The sequence below is a fragment of the Mesorhizobium sp. L2C084A000 genome (assembly GCF_000502875.1).
GTDB lineage: Bacteria > Pseudomonadota > Alphaproteobacteria > Rhizobiales > Rhizobiaceae > Mesorhizobium.
In genome coordinates, this window is the sequence record NZ_AYWX01000011.1 from 184,900 (window position 1) to 200,134 (window position 15,235).

Annotated in this window: 16 protein-coding genes; 7 read left to right on the forward strand and 9 right to left on the reverse strand. The window is 61.8% G+C overall.

Annotation, left to right across the window (positions count from 1 at the left end):
- Position 1: 1 nt before the first annotated feature.
- Entirely contained in the window at positions 2–952 is a 951-nt protein-coding gene (locus tag X735_RS143730; protein ID WP_023812783.1) for a cytochrome c, read from the forward strand.
- On the opposite strand, the gene X735_RS143725 is transcribed toward X735_RS143730, so the two are convergent.
- The 3 genes from X735_RS143725 to X735_RS143715 form a co-directional block, all read right to left on the reverse strand.
- Positions 949–1,356: an SET domain-containing protein-lysine N-methyltransferase gene (locus tag X735_RS143725; protein WP_023812784.1), complete on the reverse strand. Its 408-nt coding sequence runs from the start codon at positions 1,354–1,356 to the stop codon at positions 949–951. The genes X735_RS143730 and X735_RS143725 overlap by 4 nt on opposite strands.
- Positions 1,357–1,514: 158 nt before the next feature.
- Positions 1,515–2,141 (reverse strand): LysE family translocator, encoded by a 627-nt coding sequence (locus X735_RS143720; protein WP_023812785.1) that lies wholly within the window; start codon positions 2,139–2,141, stop codon positions 1,515–1,517.
- Entirely contained in the window at positions 2,138–4,261 is a 2,124-nt protein-coding gene (locus tag X735_RS143715; RefSeq protein WP_023812786.1) for a S9 family peptidase, read from the reverse strand. Before X735_RS143715 ends, X735_RS143720 begins: the two co-directional genes overlap by 4 nt.
- A 181-nt stretch (positions 4,262–4,442) precedes the next feature.
- On the opposite strand from X735_RS143715, the gene X735_RS143710 reads away from it, so the two are divergent.
- Both X735_RS143710 and X735_RS143705 read left to right on the forward strand, forming a co-directional pair.
- Positions 4,443–4,811 (forward strand): hypothetical protein, encoded by a 369-nt coding sequence (locus tag X735_RS143710; RefSeq protein WP_023812787.1) that lies wholly within the window; start codon positions 4,443–4,445, stop codon positions 4,809–4,811.
- A gap of 439 nt (positions 4,812–5,250) precedes the next feature.
- Entirely contained in the window at positions 5,251–5,676 is a 426-nt protein-coding gene (locus tag X735_RS143705; protein WP_013532660.1) for a MucR family transcriptional regulator, read from the forward strand.
- 171 nt (positions 5,677–5,847) lie between these two features.
- Here the strand turns inward: X735_RS143705 and X735_RS143700 are convergent, their stop codons facing one another.
- A complete protein-coding gene (locus X735_RS143700) occupies positions 5,848–6,276 on the reverse strand; it encodes a SufE family protein (protein WP_023812788.1) in 429 nt (142 codons plus the stop codon).
- A 99-nt stretch (positions 6,277–6,375) separates the two neighbouring features.
- Positions 6,376–6,729 carry a DUF5330 domain-containing protein gene (locus tag X735_RS143695; RefSeq protein WP_023812789.1) on the reverse strand — a complete coding sequence of 118 codons (354 nt, stop codon included), beginning with the start codon at positions 6,727–6,729 and terminating at the stop codon, positions 6,376–6,378.
- Positions 6,730–7,265: 536 nt separating this feature from the next.
- On the opposite strand from X735_RS143695, the gene X735_RS143690 reads away from it, so the two are divergent.
- The 3 genes from X735_RS143690 to X735_RS143680 all read left to right on the forward strand — a co-directional run bounded on the left by X735_RS143690 (position 7,266) and on the right by X735_RS143680 (position 10,344).
- Complete coding sequence (locus tag X735_RS143690; RefSeq protein WP_023812790.1) at positions 7,266–8,996, forward strand: ATP-binding protein; 1,731 nt, start codon at positions 7,266–7,268, stop codon at positions 8,994–8,996.
- The gene (locus tag X735_RS143685) at positions 8,971–9,768 is read left to right on the forward strand and encodes a peptidoglycan-binding protein (protein ID WP_023812791.1); all 798 of its coding nucleotides are present in this window, start codon (positions 8,971–8,973) and stop codon (positions 9,766–9,768) included. Before X735_RS143690 ends, X735_RS143685 begins: the two co-directional genes overlap by 26 nt.
- A gap of 228 nt (positions 9,769–9,996) precedes the next feature.
- Positions 9,997–10,344, forward strand: coding sequence for a DUF1491 family protein (locus X735_RS143680; RefSeq protein ID WP_023812792.1), 348 nt, complete (start codon positions 9,997–9,999; stop codon positions 10,342–10,344).
- On the opposite strand, the gene X735_RS143675 is transcribed toward X735_RS143680, so the two are convergent.
- Positions 10,322–11,359, reverse strand: a complete 1,038-nt coding sequence (locus tag X735_RS143675; protein WP_023812793.1) for a hypothetical protein — start codon at positions 11,357–11,359, stop codon at positions 10,322–10,324. The two genes, X735_RS143680 and X735_RS143675, sit on opposite strands and share 23 nt — an antisense overlap.
- 188 nt (positions 11,360–11,547) lie before the next feature.
- Between X735_RS143675 and X735_RS1000000167925 the strand changes: the two genes are divergently transcribed.
- Positions 11,548–11,736, forward strand: a complete 189-nt coding sequence (locus X735_RS1000000167925; RefSeq protein WP_023812794.1) for a hypothetical protein — start codon at positions 11,548–11,550, stop codon at positions 11,734–11,736.
- Between the two features lie 37 nt (positions 11,737–11,773).
- Here the strand turns inward: X735_RS1000000167925 and X735_RS143670 are convergent, their stop codons facing one another.
- The 3 genes from X735_RS143670 to X735_RS143660 all read right to left on the reverse strand — a co-directional run bounded on the left by X735_RS143670 (position 11,774) and on the right by X735_RS143660 (position 15,193).
- Complete coding sequence (locus tag X735_RS143670; RefSeq protein WP_023812795.1) at positions 11,774–12,343, reverse strand: DUF1254 domain-containing protein; 570 nt, start codon at positions 12,341–12,343, stop codon at positions 11,774–11,776.
- Entirely contained in the window at positions 12,336–12,920 is a 585-nt protein-coding gene (locus X735_RS143665) for a DUF1214 domain-containing protein (protein ID WP_023812796.1), read from the reverse strand. Before X735_RS143665 ends, X735_RS143670 begins: the two co-directional genes overlap by 8 nt.
- Positions 12,921–13,039: 119 nt before the next feature.
- On the reverse strand, positions 13,040–15,193 hold the full coding sequence (locus X735_RS143660; protein ID WP_023812797.1) for a penicillin-binding protein 1A: 2,154 nt from the start codon (positions 15,191–15,193) through the stop codon (positions 13,040–13,042).
- Between the last annotated feature and the right edge of the window lie 42 nt (positions 15,194–15,235).

Below are 15,235 nucleotides of genomic sequence, written 5' to 3' on the forward strand. Positions count from 1 at the left end.
CATGGCGTGGCTGAAAAAACTTGTCGGCGCCGTCGTCATTCTGGGCGGCGTCGGCGCGGTTGCCGGGTGGGTCCTGTCGGCGCCGGTGAGGCTCGACAGGGAAACTCTGGCCAAGCTCGGTCCTGGCGACGCTGCCAAGGGCAAGCGCATCTTTTATGCCGGCGGTTGCACATCCTGCCATGCAAAGCCGGGCTCACAGGGCGACACGCGGCTTCAGCTCGTTGGGGGCCTCGAACTCAAGACGCCCTTCGGAACCTTCGTGCCGCCCAACATTTCGCAAGATCCCAAGGACGGTATCGGCGCATGGTCTGTCGAGGACCTCGCCAATGCCATGCTGAAGGGCGTGTCGCCTTCTGGTGAGCATTTTTATCCGGCGTTTCCCTATGCATCCTACGCGCGCATGAATCCGGCCGACATTGGCGATCTCTATGCCTTCTTGAAGACGTTGCCGGCCGTCGCCGGCAAGGCGCCGGGCAATTCGCTCGATTTCCCCTTCGATATCCGCCGCGGCATCGGCCTGTGGAAATTGCTCTACCTCAGCGACCAGCCGGTTGTTGCCTTCCCCGAAGGCACGCCTGATCCGGTGATATCAGGCCGCTACCTGGTCGAAGGGCCAGGCCATTGCGGCGAATGCCACACGCCGCGCGATCTTGCGGGCGGCACGAAGAAGAACGAATGGCTGGCGGGCGCCGTGGCCGCGGAAGGCAGTGGCGTCGTGCCGAACATCACATCAGGCGAGGGCGGTCTCGCCGAATGGTCGGAGGCAGATATCGCCAACTATCTCGAAACCGGCTTCACGCCCGATTTCGATTCGGTCGGCGGCGCCATGGTCGACGTCCAGCGGAACATGGCCGAACTGACGCCGCAGGACCGTGCGGCCATCGCCGCCTATCTGAAGGCGATCCCGGCGCATCCAAACGGCTATCCGGCCCGCAAGAAGACGGCGAACTAGACCGGGTCTGCGGATAACAGGTGGCGGTCGCCGAGAAAATCGAAGCCCGTTTCGAAGAAATGGTTGTAGTTGCAGGTCAGCTCTTCGCCAGGCGCGATGTCGCGCAGCGCAAAGCTCTCCTCGGGTGAGGAGACGTCGCAGTTCGGCTCGTCGGCATGGTTCATATAGCGCGCGTCGTCGGCTTCGAAGACGATGTAGTTCGGATCGCGGCGGTCGGGATAGGAGTAGCGATCGAGATAGCTCTTCACCGGGCCGGCCACGCGCTCATAAGTCTCGACCTCGATGAGCCGATCGAACCTTGGGTCCAGCTTCCAGATCAGAGTGCCGCGAGGAATGTGGTTCTTGGCAAAGACGCCGATTCCCTGGATAGGCGATTTGTCGAGATAGACGTCGACGAGCAGCATAATGGACCTTTACGCGATTGGAGGCTGTCAGGCCGGGAAAAGCCGCGCACTGGGTAGCGCGCGGTCACCGCAATTGCGAGTGAAAATGAGCAACGGGAACTTCAAAAAGTCCTGATCACCCAGCCCTCCGGAAAGGGCGCGTCGATCATCGTCTGGAGTCAGCGTTGCTGCAGCGCCAGACGGACGCCCAAAGCGCAGTAGATGCCGCCGACAACTTTGCCCTGCCATCGTAACACTGACGGATTTCGGCGCAGGAGCGTGCCGAGCCGGCCAGCGCTCACGGCAAAGACGACCGTGCTGAAAAGGCCCAGTACGACGAAGATGACCCCCAACGCGGCCATCTGAAGCATCACCGTTCCGTTTTCAGGCCGCACGAACTGAGGCAGGAAGGCGAGGAAGAACAGAGCGGTTTTGGGGTTGAGCACTTCGGTCAGGACAGCCTGTCGAAACGCCTTGCCGGCAGAGATCGCAAGCGCGCCGGCAGCCGGATTGGCCGGTGTTTTCTCCATGATCGCGCGAATGCCGAGATAGATCAGGTAGGCCGCGCCGATGTACTTTATGACGATGAACAGCGTCGCCGACGCGGCGATGACCGCCGATATGCCGATCATCGCCATGACGGTGTGAAAGACATCGCCGGCAGCGATCCCGGCGCCCGTCGCGATGCCGACCTTGGTTCCGGAACTCGTTGCCCGGGCGATCGTCAGCAGGGTGGCGGGGCCTGGAATGAAGACGAAGCCGAAAACGACCGCGATGTAAGCGATCAGAGTGGTGAGGTCGATCATTTGTTGGTTGCTCCCGTAGGCTGCGCCTTGCCCATCACTTTCAGCGCGAAGGAATAGGTGTAGGCGATCTCTTCCAGCCGCGAAAACCGGCCGGAAGCGCCGGCATGGCCCGAATCCATGTTGATCTTGAACAGAACCGGATTGTCCCCGCTCTTGCGATCACGCAGGCGGGCCACCCATTTGGCCGGTTCCCAGTAGGTGACGCGCGGATCGGTGAGACCGGCCAGCGCCAGGATCGGCGGATAGTCGTGATCAGCGACATTGTCATAGGGCGAGTAGGCGGCAATGGTCCGGTAGTCGTCGGCGGACGCGATCGGATTGCCCCATTCGGGCCATTCCGGCGGCGTCAGCGGCAGGGTCGCATCGAGCATGGTGGTGAGCACATCGACGAAGGGAACCTCGGCGACAATGCCGCCAAAACAATCCGGCGCCATGTTGGCGACGGCACCCATCAGCATGCCGCCGGCCGAACCGCCCTGCGCGACGATACGGTCATGCGCCGTGTAACGCTCCGTGACCAGATGGCGCGCGACGGCGATGAAATCGGTGAACGTGTTCATCTTGTTCTCCCGCTTGCCCTCATCGTACCAGCCATAGCCCTTGTCCTTGCCGCCGCGAACGTGAGCGATGGCGAAGACGAAGCCACGGTCGACCAGCGAGAACCAGTTGGTGTTGAAGGCGGCCGGCACGGTGATGCCATAGGAGCCGTAGCCATAAAGCAGGCAAGGTGCGGATCCATCCAGCGGCGTGTCGCGATGATGCAAAAGCGAGATCGGCACCAGTTCGCCGTCGCTGGCCGGCGCCATCAGGCGCCGCGTGACATAGTGGTCCGCATCATGGCCGGACGGCACTTCCTGGGTCTTCAGCAGCACCCGCTCGCGGGTGCGCATATTGTAGTCGAACACCTGCGCCGGCGTCGTCATCGACGAGTAGGAAAAGCGCATGATCTCGGTGTCGTACTCATAAGAACCCGACAGTCCGAGCGAGAAGGCCTCCTCGTCGAGGGACAGAAGATGCTCCTCGCCGCTGATCCGGTCGCGCACGACGATGCGCGGCAGGCCTTCCTTGCGTTCGAGCCGGACCATGTGGTCCCTGAAGCCGATCACCGACAGGATCAGCCGACCGGGCTCATGCGGCACCAGTTCCTGCCAGTTGGCGCGCACGGGATCGCCCGCCGGTGCCGTCATGATCTTGAAGTCCTTGGCGCCGTCGGCATTGGTCAGGATGAAGAAGATATCGCCGCCTTCTTCCAACTCGTACTGAAGGCCAATCTCGCGCGGCGACACCAGTTTCGGCTCGGCAAACGGATCGTCGGCGCGCATCAGGCGGTATTCCGAGGTCTCGTGATCGTTGATGCCGATCATGATCCACTCGTTGTTGCGGGTGCCGTCGACATTCATGAAGAAGCCGGGATCGGTTTCCTCATAGATCAGCTGGTCGCTTTGCGGGCTGTCGCCAAGCGCATGGAACAGCACCTTCGACGGGCGGTGGTTGGGATCGAGACGTGTATAGAAGAAGCCGTCATTGCCGGCGTTCCAGACACCTGAACCGCCGGTGTCGGGGATCTGGTCCTCAAGCTCCCTGCCGTCGGCAAGGTCACGCACGCGAAGCGTGTAGAATTCGGAGCCCTTGTCGTCGAATGCCCAAAGCAGCCTTGCGTGGTCGGCCGAATGGTCGACACCACCAAGACGGAAATAGGCCTTGCCCGCGGCCTCTGCGTCGCCATCGAGCAGGATATGCTCGGCACCGCCGTCGCGTGGCATACGGAAATAGCGCGGCTGCTCGCCACCAAGCTTGAAGGACGAGCCATAGGCATAGGGTCCGTCCTTCATCGGCACGGAAGAATCGTCTTCCTTGATACGGCCCTTCATCTCCTTGAAAAGCTGCTTCTGCAGTTCGGCCGTGTCGGCCATCAGCTTCGACTGGTACGCGTTCTCCGCCTCGAGTTCTGCGCGGATTCCCGCATCGAGCAATGACGGGTCGCGGAACATCTCCTGCCAATTGCCGGCCCGCAGCCAGGCATAGTCGTCGGTTCGCGTGATGCCGTGATGCGTGTCGGAAACCGGCCGCTTCTCGGGCGTAGGCGGGCTGACGATCGGAAATATGGATGTCTTGGTCATTGCGTCTCGCTTTGGCAGTATCTTGAATGGGCCAGTATCTTGAATAGGCCAGTATCTTGAATGGACCATCTCAAATGGAGAAAGATCTTGAACGGCGAATGAACACGCCACTCAGGGCAGGTTCAAGAGCCACAGCGTATGGGTTGTGTCGGCTCCAGGAGATGAGCCGGGAGGAGAGATGATGACTATTTGGTCTCGGACTGCTGCGGCTTTCGCCGTTGCTTCACTAACTCTGGCCTTTGCCGGCCAGTCTCATGCGACCGTATTCGCGGCTTGGCAAGTGGCCAATGTGCCGTTCGGCGATACGCTCAACGTACGCAAATACCCTTCGGGCACATCCCAGAAGCAGGCGGGATATCCGAACGGGACCGTTCTGCAGATGACCGGGCGATGCACCGGCGGAATAAACCTGCTCGACATCGCCAACCAGCCGGCATGGAAGCAGGAACAGAAGATTCGCTATCGCTGGTGCGAAGTCTGGCATGATCCGGCCCAGAACGGCAATTTCATCACCGGCTGGGCCTATGGCAAATACATCACCCCGCATTGATTGACGCGGCAGCAATCAGCCGATCGGTTGGATGACAGGCATGCATGATGCTTGCGTATGACCACGGCAACCTACGGTTTTGTGGATAAATGTGAACAACCAATATTGCTCGGGCGATAGCCAAGCAAGATCAAACATTAAAACCCGTGTCGTGAGTTGCCACGAATGTAACGGCGATCTGACGTTACGTCAGCCGCCGCCGGCGGAGCGCGAAATATCGATAAATTACACAATGCACGAAAGATTGAAGCTGATCGTGGAATAATTGATCAATATCGTTCAATATAGCGTAAGGGCCGAATTGACTTACTTGGTCTGCGCGCCCATTGATGTGCCCGCGACACGAATCGTAGAAACTCTACCTGCACAAAATTCGTGCGATGCCCTGCTTGTAAAAAAGGGCGCAGATCGATGTAACTCTTGTTGGGGCCCGAAGACCATGGATATTGTCGAAACACCTTCCAGAAACAGCGATGCGCTGATCGAATTGACCGCCGATGTGGTGGCCGCCTATGTCAGCAACAATCCCGTGCCGGTCGGCGAATTGCCGAACCTGATATCCGATGTCCATGCTGCGCTCGGGCGTGTGGGCGGAACCGCCGAACAGCCGCCTGCCGACAAGCAGAAGCCGGCGGTCAACCCGAAGCGGTCGGTTCATGACGACTACATCGTTTGCCTTGAAGACGGCAAGAAGTTCAAGTCGCTGAAGCGTCATTTGATGACCCACTATGACCTGACACCGGATCAGTATCGCGAAAAGTGGAACCTTGACCCGACCTATCCGATGGTTGCACCCAACTATGCGGCTGCCCGGTCACAGCTTGCCAAGAAGATGGGCCTCGGCCGCAAGCGCAAAGCGCGGTAATCGCTGCCAGAGCAATTCCAGGAAAAATGTGAAACGGTTTTCCCGGGAAAGCGCATAGAGCTTTCCCTTGGGAATTGCGTTAAAATAAGCCAGATCGGATCGACATCAACGGCGCCTTCGGGCGCCGTTTGATTTTTGCGCGCCGCGACGCGCGGATCGGGTATGGAGGTGTCAGGCGGTCTGCTTGAGCGCTGCCTCGGCGTCGCGCTTGATGCGCTTGACCATCGAGCGAAGGCCGTTGGCGCGCTGCGGCGACAGATGTTCGTCGAGGCCGAGTTCTTTCAATGTCGCTTCCGCATCGGTCTGCTGGATTTCGCTGGCGGTCCTGCCGGAAAACAGCGCCAGCATGATCGCAACCAGTCCACGCACGATGTGAGCGTCCGAATCGCCGGTGAAGGTGACGATCGGGTCGGTCCCGGCTCCGCGTTCGGTGGTCAGCCAGACCTGGCTCACGCATCCCGGCACCTTGTTGGCGGTGCTGCGCTGCTCGTCGGGAAATGGCGGCAGCGCCTCGCCGAGTTCGATGACATAGCGATAGCGGTCTTCCCATTCCTCGAGGAACGAAAAATCGTCGCGGATCGTCTGGATCGTGGTGGTCATGGCCCGGATATAGTCACGCGGCGGCGCCGCGTCACGGAAAAACAAGGACACCGCGGGCGTCGAGAGGGCAGACAGCCCGCGGTGCGCCGTCGAAACGGCTTAATTCTGAGGCGGCAGGTTGACGGTCTCGGGCAAGACGATTTCTTCGGGCAGGCTGCCGGTCATCGTGGATGTGTCGGGGCTGGCGGCGGACTTGTCGTCCATTATCGCTGCCGCGATCTTGGCGGTCTCCTTGGCGCGGGCGGTGATGGTGTGCATTGCCGACTTGCCGGTCTCGCAGACATCGGGCTTGCGTTCGCAAATGCCGGCGATATCGCCAACCGCTTCGCGTGCCGCAAACAAGGCCTGGATCGGCCCGACGCTTTCGCGGCCCGATTCATCGGGGCCGACAGTCAGCGGCAGCGCCAGCAGCACCAGCGAAAACCAGAAAGCCATTCTTATGAGGAAGACCATGCCCTTGCCCTCTCGTCGTGACCGGATCATGCATCCATATGGCATGACCTCTTTTGTAGGCAGGATCTTGGCACACAGGCGCAAAGGACGGCTTGCAGGCAAAGAGAGAATTTTCCTCAAATTTTAGGCAAATTCGAGACGAAGCGTTCTGCAATCGTTTTGTCTCAATTGCCAGTGATTTTCCTTAACAACAAATAACCATATATCCCCATGATTTTCCTGTATTTTTCTTGGAATGTGGAAGTCCGAGTGCCGTGTGCGTCTGTCCGATAGGTGCCGTCGCCGGATAACTCTCCGTTTACTATGGCTGCATTTGCCCGTGCTTTCGGCGGCCGGCATCCCGATATTTGCCGCAGGCCAGGGCCTTGGTCGGCCCTGCCTTATCCATTCCTTAAACGCTGGATGCGAGTTTCAAAGCCAACCAGAACCATCTGCAAAGCAGAGCTGTCCACGACAAGTGCGAGTGCGTTGAGTTGAGTTCAATCAAGGCCAGATACGTTGAATTGCCTGGCGCGATTTCTGCCGGTTGCGAACGTATGGTCCATCCGTCCATCCTTGGGCGGAGCGACCGCGAGCGCCAGCGCCGTTTCATCGGCGTCATGCTCGCCGCTCCTTTCTTTGCCGCCGGCGCCGCGGTCACGCTGGTCACTTCAGGCATGGGCGTTGCCGTCACCATGGCCGCCATCTTCGCCGCCTTTGGCCTGTGCTGGTTCGTCGCCTTGCTGGTGGCGGCGACCGGCAAGATGGCGATGGCGAGTCGGGTCGCCCTGGTGCTGGCCGGCATTTCGCTCGGCAGTCTCATTGCCGCCGCGGGCGGGTTGGGTTCGCCTGTCGCCATGCTTGTCTTGGCGCTGCCTTTCGAAGCCTGGTGGATCGGCGGCTCGCGACGTGCAGCACTGTGGGGAGCCGTGTCGGCCGCTGTCGCCATCCTGGCTCAGCCTTTGGCTGGAACCGTATTTCCTTTCGCAGGAGCGCAGATCGCGGCGTGGCACTGGCTGGTGCCGTTGGTGTGGGCGCTGACACTGATGCCGCGTGCATCGGCGTTTCAAAACACCGCCGACGCGGCTGTGGTCGACACTGCCGACCGGCTCGAAGACATCATCGATGCGGTGGTCTTGCGCGTTGCCCGTCATGGCGAGGTACTGGACGCGTCGCCAAAGGCCCGCACGCTTTTGAAACTGCCGCCCGAACTGCTGTCCGGAAACGGCCTCTTCGATCGCGTCCATCTGTCGGATCGCGTTTCCTATCTCAGCGCGATGGCCGACATGCGCGACGGTGCGCTGTCGCGCCGGCTCGAATTGCGCATCCGGCTGCCTCAGAACGGCAATAGCCTGACGGCCGACAATTACCGGCCGTTCTCGCTTGATCTGGTGCGTGGTGAGGAACAGGGTGACGTCTTTACGCTCGTCCTGCGCGAGAATGACGAGATCAGCCGGTTGCGCGAGGATCTCGCGGCGGCCAATGAGGCGGCCGCATCCGCCGAAGTGGCGAAGGGGCGCTTCCTGGCGGTGGTCAGCCACGAACTGCGCACGCCGTTGAATGCCATCATCGGCTTCTCGGATATGCTGCTGCACGAGATGTTCGGCGCCTTCAAGGATCCGCGCCAGAAGGAATATGTCGGCTTGGTACGGGATTCGGGCCAGCATCTGCTCGCCGTCGTAACCTCGATACTCGACGTGTCCAGGATTGAATCGGGCGTTTACGCGACCGAACCCGAGCCGTTCCGGTTCGCGGAAGCGGTCGACATGTGCCAGTCGATGATGCAACTGCAGGCGCAGGCCAAGAACATCGATCTGCGGGCGCAGATCGCGCCGGACGCCGGCGACATCAATGCCGATCAGCGCGCCGTGCAGCAGATGCTCATCAACCTGGTCTCCAACGCGATCAAGTTCACCCCCGACGGCGGCGACGTCGTCGTCGGTGCCAAGCGGATCGGTTCGCGCCTGCATTTCTGGGTCAGGGACACCGGCATCGGCATCGCCGAGGAGGATTTCGCCAATCTCGGCAAGCCCTTCATGCAGATCCAGAACGACTATACCCGCCGTTTCGAGGGGACTGGTCTTGGCCTTTCACTTGTCAAGGGTCTGGTGGCGCTCCACGAAGGCACGATGTCCATCGAAAGCATGCCGGGCGAGGGCACCACGGTGACCATCAGCCTGCCGGTGAACGGACCGAAGGGACATCAGGCGGAGAAGGCCGGCGTGCTGACCATGCCTGTAGCGATGGCGAAAGGGGACAGAAATGGCTCGCTCCGCAAAACAGGCTAAGGCGGTCAAGCGCCGCAGCAACGCCTTTCAGGACGGCGCTGTCGCCGTCGGCGGCATGATCTCGCGCAACCCTGTCCTGGTGGGCGGCTCGACGGCATTCCTGGTGACGCTGTTCTACGTCTCCGCAAATGCCTTGTGGTACCAGCCTTTCCCGCATGCCGGCGCATTCTTCGCGACCCGCAGCATTGCGGGTTTTCCGCACGCGGCGCCCGACGAGCCGGAAACGACGTTCAACATCGTGCGGCCATCCGGCGCGCCGGCACCGATCAAGGGCGATCCGGTTGTCGAGCAGGTGCAAGGCATATTGAAGGATCTCGATTTCTATTCGGGAACGGTCGACGGCATTTCCGGACCCAACACCCGCAAGGCTATCCAGGACTATCAGCAGAAGGTTGGGCTCAACACGTCCGGCGAGATCGACGCGCTTCTGCTCGATCAACTGGGCGCGACGCCGAAAACCGCTTCCGTGGTACCCAGGCCGCAGCCGCGTCCGGATACGCCGGCCGCCGTTCCGGTGTCTTTGCAGACAGGTTCGGGACAGACAAATTCCGGACAGGCGAATGCCGCGACGCAAGCGCCCGATGCCCGCATCGTCAAGATCCAGGCCGGGCTCAAGGCGTTCGGCAATGACGACATGCAGCTGGATGGTGTCGTCGGCGCGCGCACCAAGGCAGCGATCAAGGAATTCCAGTCGCTGTTCGGGCTGCCGCAGACCGGCGAGCCCGATGAGATCGTCTACGTCAAGATGCGCGAGATCGGCCTGACCAACTGACGGCTGAACGACGGCTCGCCCAGCGGCGGAAATATCGACAAAGCAATTCCAGGAAAAGTGTGAAACGGTTTTCCGTCCGGAATCGCGTCAAACAAGGGCTAAAGTAGTTTGCCGTTTCCTTGAAACGGCAAACTACTTTAGAGAACCCGCCTGCCTTGTTCTCATGCATGCCGTTGTTCCAAAACCGGAACCCACCTTTTGGGCGACATGCATTCGCGGAGTTTTCTCATGCGTGTCACATCGGATCTGTGGGTCTCGGCCCTGTTGCGCCGGGTTTTCGGCGCCGGCGGATTTGCCGCCGTGGTCAAGCGCGGCGCGACCGAGGCCGGCGCTATCTTCGTCCTGGCGCGGGGCAGGCTGGGCGAGGTTGCCCTCTTCGGGCCGGCGCCGCAGACAAGCTATGATTCGGCCAAGCCCGACGACCGGTTTTTCACTCTGCTCGGAGCCGGCGAGGATGCCTCCGTGCTCGACGCCAGGCTGGAAAGGGAGAAAAAGTTCGATCCCGACATTTGGGTGGTCGAGATCGAGGCCGGCACCGTGCCTGTCGAGGAGCTTATTTCCGTGAAGACGCCCTGAGGCCGGAGGTATCAGCCGCATCGTCGCTGTTCGAGGCGGTGCGTGTATCGCTGTTGGCAGGTGCTGCGCCGCGAACCGCCCTTGAAAGGGTTTCCGCCCGCCACGACCGCATCTTGTCCTGGGCCGCTTCGCGATGCAGCAGCCGGTAACGGTCGAGGAAAGTCCGGATAGCCTGCGGATGCGGGAACTGGCTGGGATAGACGGCAACCGCGATCAGGAAGGCCCTGTCCTCGCTGAGGTCGAGCGAGCGTAAGGCGGCAAGCAGTGAGGCATAATTCTGGTTGGCGGTGAGCGATCGCGCGATCTCGAAATCGATATCGAGTGCATCGGCGAGCGCGGTTTGGAAGAACGCGGCGTTTCCCGTCAGAGCTGTCTCGCGCAATTTCACATAGGTGTCGGCGCCCTTGAAAGGATCGGCGTTCGTCGCTGCCGCCTCATCGCCCGGGCGCATCATCGAGCGCAGCCTGCGCCGTGCATTCTCGGCTGCGATGCCGAGCGCCTGTTCCCGGGCCAACTCGCCGGAGGCGGTTTCCGCGCTCGCTGGCGCGATCTTGTCTGCCGCGGCGGCGTTCGCATCCGGTTCAGGCGCACGCACCAGGGTTGGCCTCTCTAGGGCCCTGATCAGATCAGCAATGGTCGGGTTCAAGCCCTTGCGGCGGGCGATGGCACGCGCATGCGGCAGGCCATGTCGCCCGATCAGGGCGATGAGATCGATGTCGCTGACGGCGCGTGAGCGGATGAGCAGCGGCGCGGCAATGTCGACCGGTTCCTCGCAAAGGCGGCGCACCAGGGCGGCGGGGGCGTATTCGCATTCGGAAAGGGCGGCCGCCACGTAACGGCGAGATTCGACGGACACATTGTCGAACAGCGGCAGCGTCAGGTCTTCGAGTTGGCCAATCTCACGGCGTGAAGGGCGGGTGAGCGAGCAGAACGCCGACACCGCGGCGCGGAACAGCCTTTCGGCCTTTCCCGAGTCTTTTCGTACCGCGATTTGCCTGAAGTCCGAAGATGACACGAAGGATACGCCCGTACTCGACACAACCTTGACGACGCTCGACCGGGACCGTGTCGGTTCCGAGAATGCCAAGAACAAAGTTCAAGTTAGCGACGATCCGTTAGCGTTCCGTTAACCCTCTGCCGGCCTTAATGACATTTGGAGGCGTTGCGTTGTGCTCCGGGGAAACCGAGAGGAATGCGCGAACCATGGGCATGGTACTGTCTTTCGTGCCGCGTACGGCACCAAACACCAGAGTAAAGCAAACCGCTGAAATGCCGGCGGCGGTGATCATCTTTCCCGGCATCCGCTACGAGCGGCCGTGTGCCGGCGAAGTGCGGCCGGTCGATCCCGACAAGCCGGGCTCGCCAGGAACAAAACCGGTCCCGCACCACTGAGTTTCGGCGGCCACCGACCACTGGTCCGGGATCATGGCTAGAAGTCCTGCAACTCGCAGGAACTCTGTTCGAAGAAGTGCGACACGATCGGCTTCCAGCTCTCGTCGGGGACGAAGGCGCGGATGACGAAGATGCCTTCCTCGATCGGCGCTTCGACGAAGATCGCCCCCTGAAGATCCTCTGGAAGATCCTTGCGCACGTCGATCATCTGCGCCGGCGTCAGCACGACGGCATCCAGAACGCCGCCGGTCGCTGTGTGGTCGTTGAAGGAATAGATGTTGTGGCCGCTGCGGTCATAGACCGAGACCGACCAGAACGGGACATGTCCAGGTGCCTTGACGCGGACCATGCCTTCGCCCAGATCGAACCGGCAGGCCGTCGCGTAAAACAGCGGGTCGACGGATTTCACCACGGGCGCGCCACCGGCCTCGGCATCGAGCCGCGTCATCTTGTATAGGTCCGACGCCATGGACAGCCGCGACCAGGCATCGCGTTCGGAAAACTCGGGCACCAGCAGCAGCACGGCGATGTGCACGATGCCGGCGCCGAGCAGGCCGAGCAGGACGGCATGCAGAAGTCCGCGCATCGCAGCGTAAAAACTACGCATTGCAGCCGACCTTGACGATTTGCGGCAGCGAGACGTCCGACAGGCCGGTGCTGCTGGCGATCGGCGTGTCGTAGAAGGTCAGCACGAAATACATCCTGCCGGAGCCGTCTGTCAGCAGCCAGTTGCCCGGCATCGGGTGATGGCCGGCGGAAATGATCACCGAATTGTCGGGCTGGCGCACCACCCCATAGGATTGCAGCGCCGCCAGCCGGGGTTTGCCGGTTTCGACCACGCCGAGCGACTGGTCGGCGGCATAAAGCGTCCAGAACCGTGCCGTCGGGAAACCACCCTCGATTGTGTAGGTGCATTCGCGCTTGAGCTCGGCGCCGCCCGTGTCGCGCTCGGCGACGAAGGACAGCCCCTCGGCGCGGCCGAGCGCAAGCACACCCTCGCGCGCCACGCGGGCTTTGGAATAGGGATCGGCGGCCGGCGTGCCGATATCGGGAAAGGCCGTCCATTGGCCGATCCTGATGGCGCCGACACCATCCTGGACTTTCAGCGCATACCAGACGCTGCCGCCACCGCCGACGATGGCTATGGCAAGCGAAAGCAGCGTCAGGAAGGCATTCTTGAGCATGAGGGGCCGGGAACACGAAGAGTTGCCGCTCGGGGATATCGCGGCGCGGGGCCTTGTGGCAAGCGGGCCGATGGATTTGCCGCCCCGGACCAGTTGAAAGACCTGCCCAGTCGGAAAGATCACAGCGCCGACAGCGTCTCCGGCGGTTGAGGCGTACTGAGGACGGGGGCCGACTGGAACAGCGTGGTCATGTCCCGCAGCGTCTGGGTCGTGCGGCTGGACAGCACCGGCGGCCGCTCGGCCGCCGCATTGGCCGCCGCCTGTTCGTCGCTCTTCTTCAGCGCTTCCTCGGCCTTGGCCGCGATCTCCTCGTCGACGAAAGGTTTGTCGATGCCCGGGATCGGCTTGAGGTCGATATTCTGGTGCGCGTAGACCATCAGTCGCTGCCACACCATCGCCGGCAGTGAGCCACCGGTCATGTTCTTGGTCGGCGTGAAGTCATCATTGCCCATCCACACCGCCGCCGTGTAGTTGCCGGTGAAGCCGACAAACCAGGCGTCGCGGTAGGACTGCGTCGTGCCCGTCTTGCCAGCGACGACGATGTTGGGAAGTTGAGCCCGCCGCGCGGTGCCCATCACCGGCACTGCCGCCAGCATGGTGTTCATCGATTTCAGTGCCTGCTCCGACAGCACCCGGTGCGGCGGCGGCGCATCCTTGGCGAAATCATAGACCACCTCGCCGGTGCGGGTGACGAGCTGGCTGACGCCGTGCCGGGAGCCGACGAAGCCATTGTCGGCGAACACGCTGTAGCCCGTCGCCTGGTCCATCACGGTCATGCCCGAGGTGCCGAGAACCATCGTCTTGTGTGCTTCGATCGGCGATTCCACACCCATCGCCTCGGCCATGGCCTTGATCGGGCCGATGCCGAGATGATCCTTGGCCAGCCGCACCGGCACGGTGTTGATCGATTTGGCCATTGCCATGATCAAGGTGACGTTGCCCGCCGACCCGCCGTTGTAATTGTGCGGTGACCAGCTGCCCCAACTGATCGGGCCGCCGGAAATAATGGAGTTGGGAGTGAAGCCGTGTTCCATCGCCGTTGCGTAGACATAGGGCTTGAATGACGAGCCGGTCTGGCGCAGCGCCTTGGTGGCGCGGTTGAACTGGCTGGCGCCGTAGTCGCGGCCGCCGACGATGGCGCGCACGGCGCCGTTGGTCTCGATGACCACGACCGCGCCCTCGGTGACGTTGTACTCCTTGCCGAACTGGCGCAGGTGGAATTCCACCGATTCTTCCGCCGCCTTCTGGATGTTGGCGTCGAAGGTCGTGTGGGCGACGAGCGAGTGCTGGCCGGGCTTGGCGATCTTCTTGACCTCGTCGAATGCCCAGTCGAGGTAATAATCCGGGCTCTTCTGTTCGCCTCGATCGACGACGTCGGCCGGATGCAGCCTGGCCTGCAGGACCTGGCCCTCGGTCATGAAGCCGGCATCGACAAGGTTGGACAACACCACATTGGCGCGCGCACGCGCCGCCGGCAGGTTGATGTGGGGGGCGTATTTGGTCGGCGCCTTGAACAGACCGGCCAGCATCGCCGCTTCGGCGAGGTTCAGGTCCTTGACGCTCTTGCCGAAATAGAAGTCGGCGGCCGCCTCGATGCCGAACGTCCCGCCGCCCATATAGGCGCGGTCGAGATAGAGTTGCAGGATCTCCTTCTTCGATAGATTGGCCTCGAGCCACAGCGACAGGAAGGCTTCCTTGATCTTGCGCTCCAGCGTGCGCTCATTGGTGAGGAACAGGTTCTTGGCCAGCTGCTGGGTGATGCTCGAGCCGCCCTGAACGACGGAGTTCGCCCGCACATTCTCGAAGATGGCGCGCGAAAGGCCGAGCACATCGATGCCGTAGTGATCGAAGAAGCGACGGTCCTCGGTGGCAAGCACCGCCTTGATGACGTGATCGGGCATCTCGTCGACCGGCACGGAATCGCGCTGGATGATGCCGCGCTGGCCGATCTCGTTGCCATAGCGGTCGAGGAAGGTGACGGCGAAGTCACCCTGGGCGCGCCAGTCGCCGGCCGTGTCCTGGAAAGCCGGAATGGCCAGCGCCAGCATCACCACGATGCCGACGGCGCCGAGCGTGAAACCTTCGCTCAACAGTTCGATGATGCCACGGCGCCAGCCGTTGACGCGGAAGCGCCGCGAGAAGATCGTCGCCGATTCCCAGAACTGGCGCGCCTTGAAACCGATCTCGTAGAGCGAGGAATCGATCCACGCGTCGAGCGCCAGCAGCCGGGCGGCGATCGGACCTCTTCTCTTGCGCGGTTCGGGACTGGCCATTCGATATCCGGCTAGCAATTGCACGACCTGAGAACCGCAAAC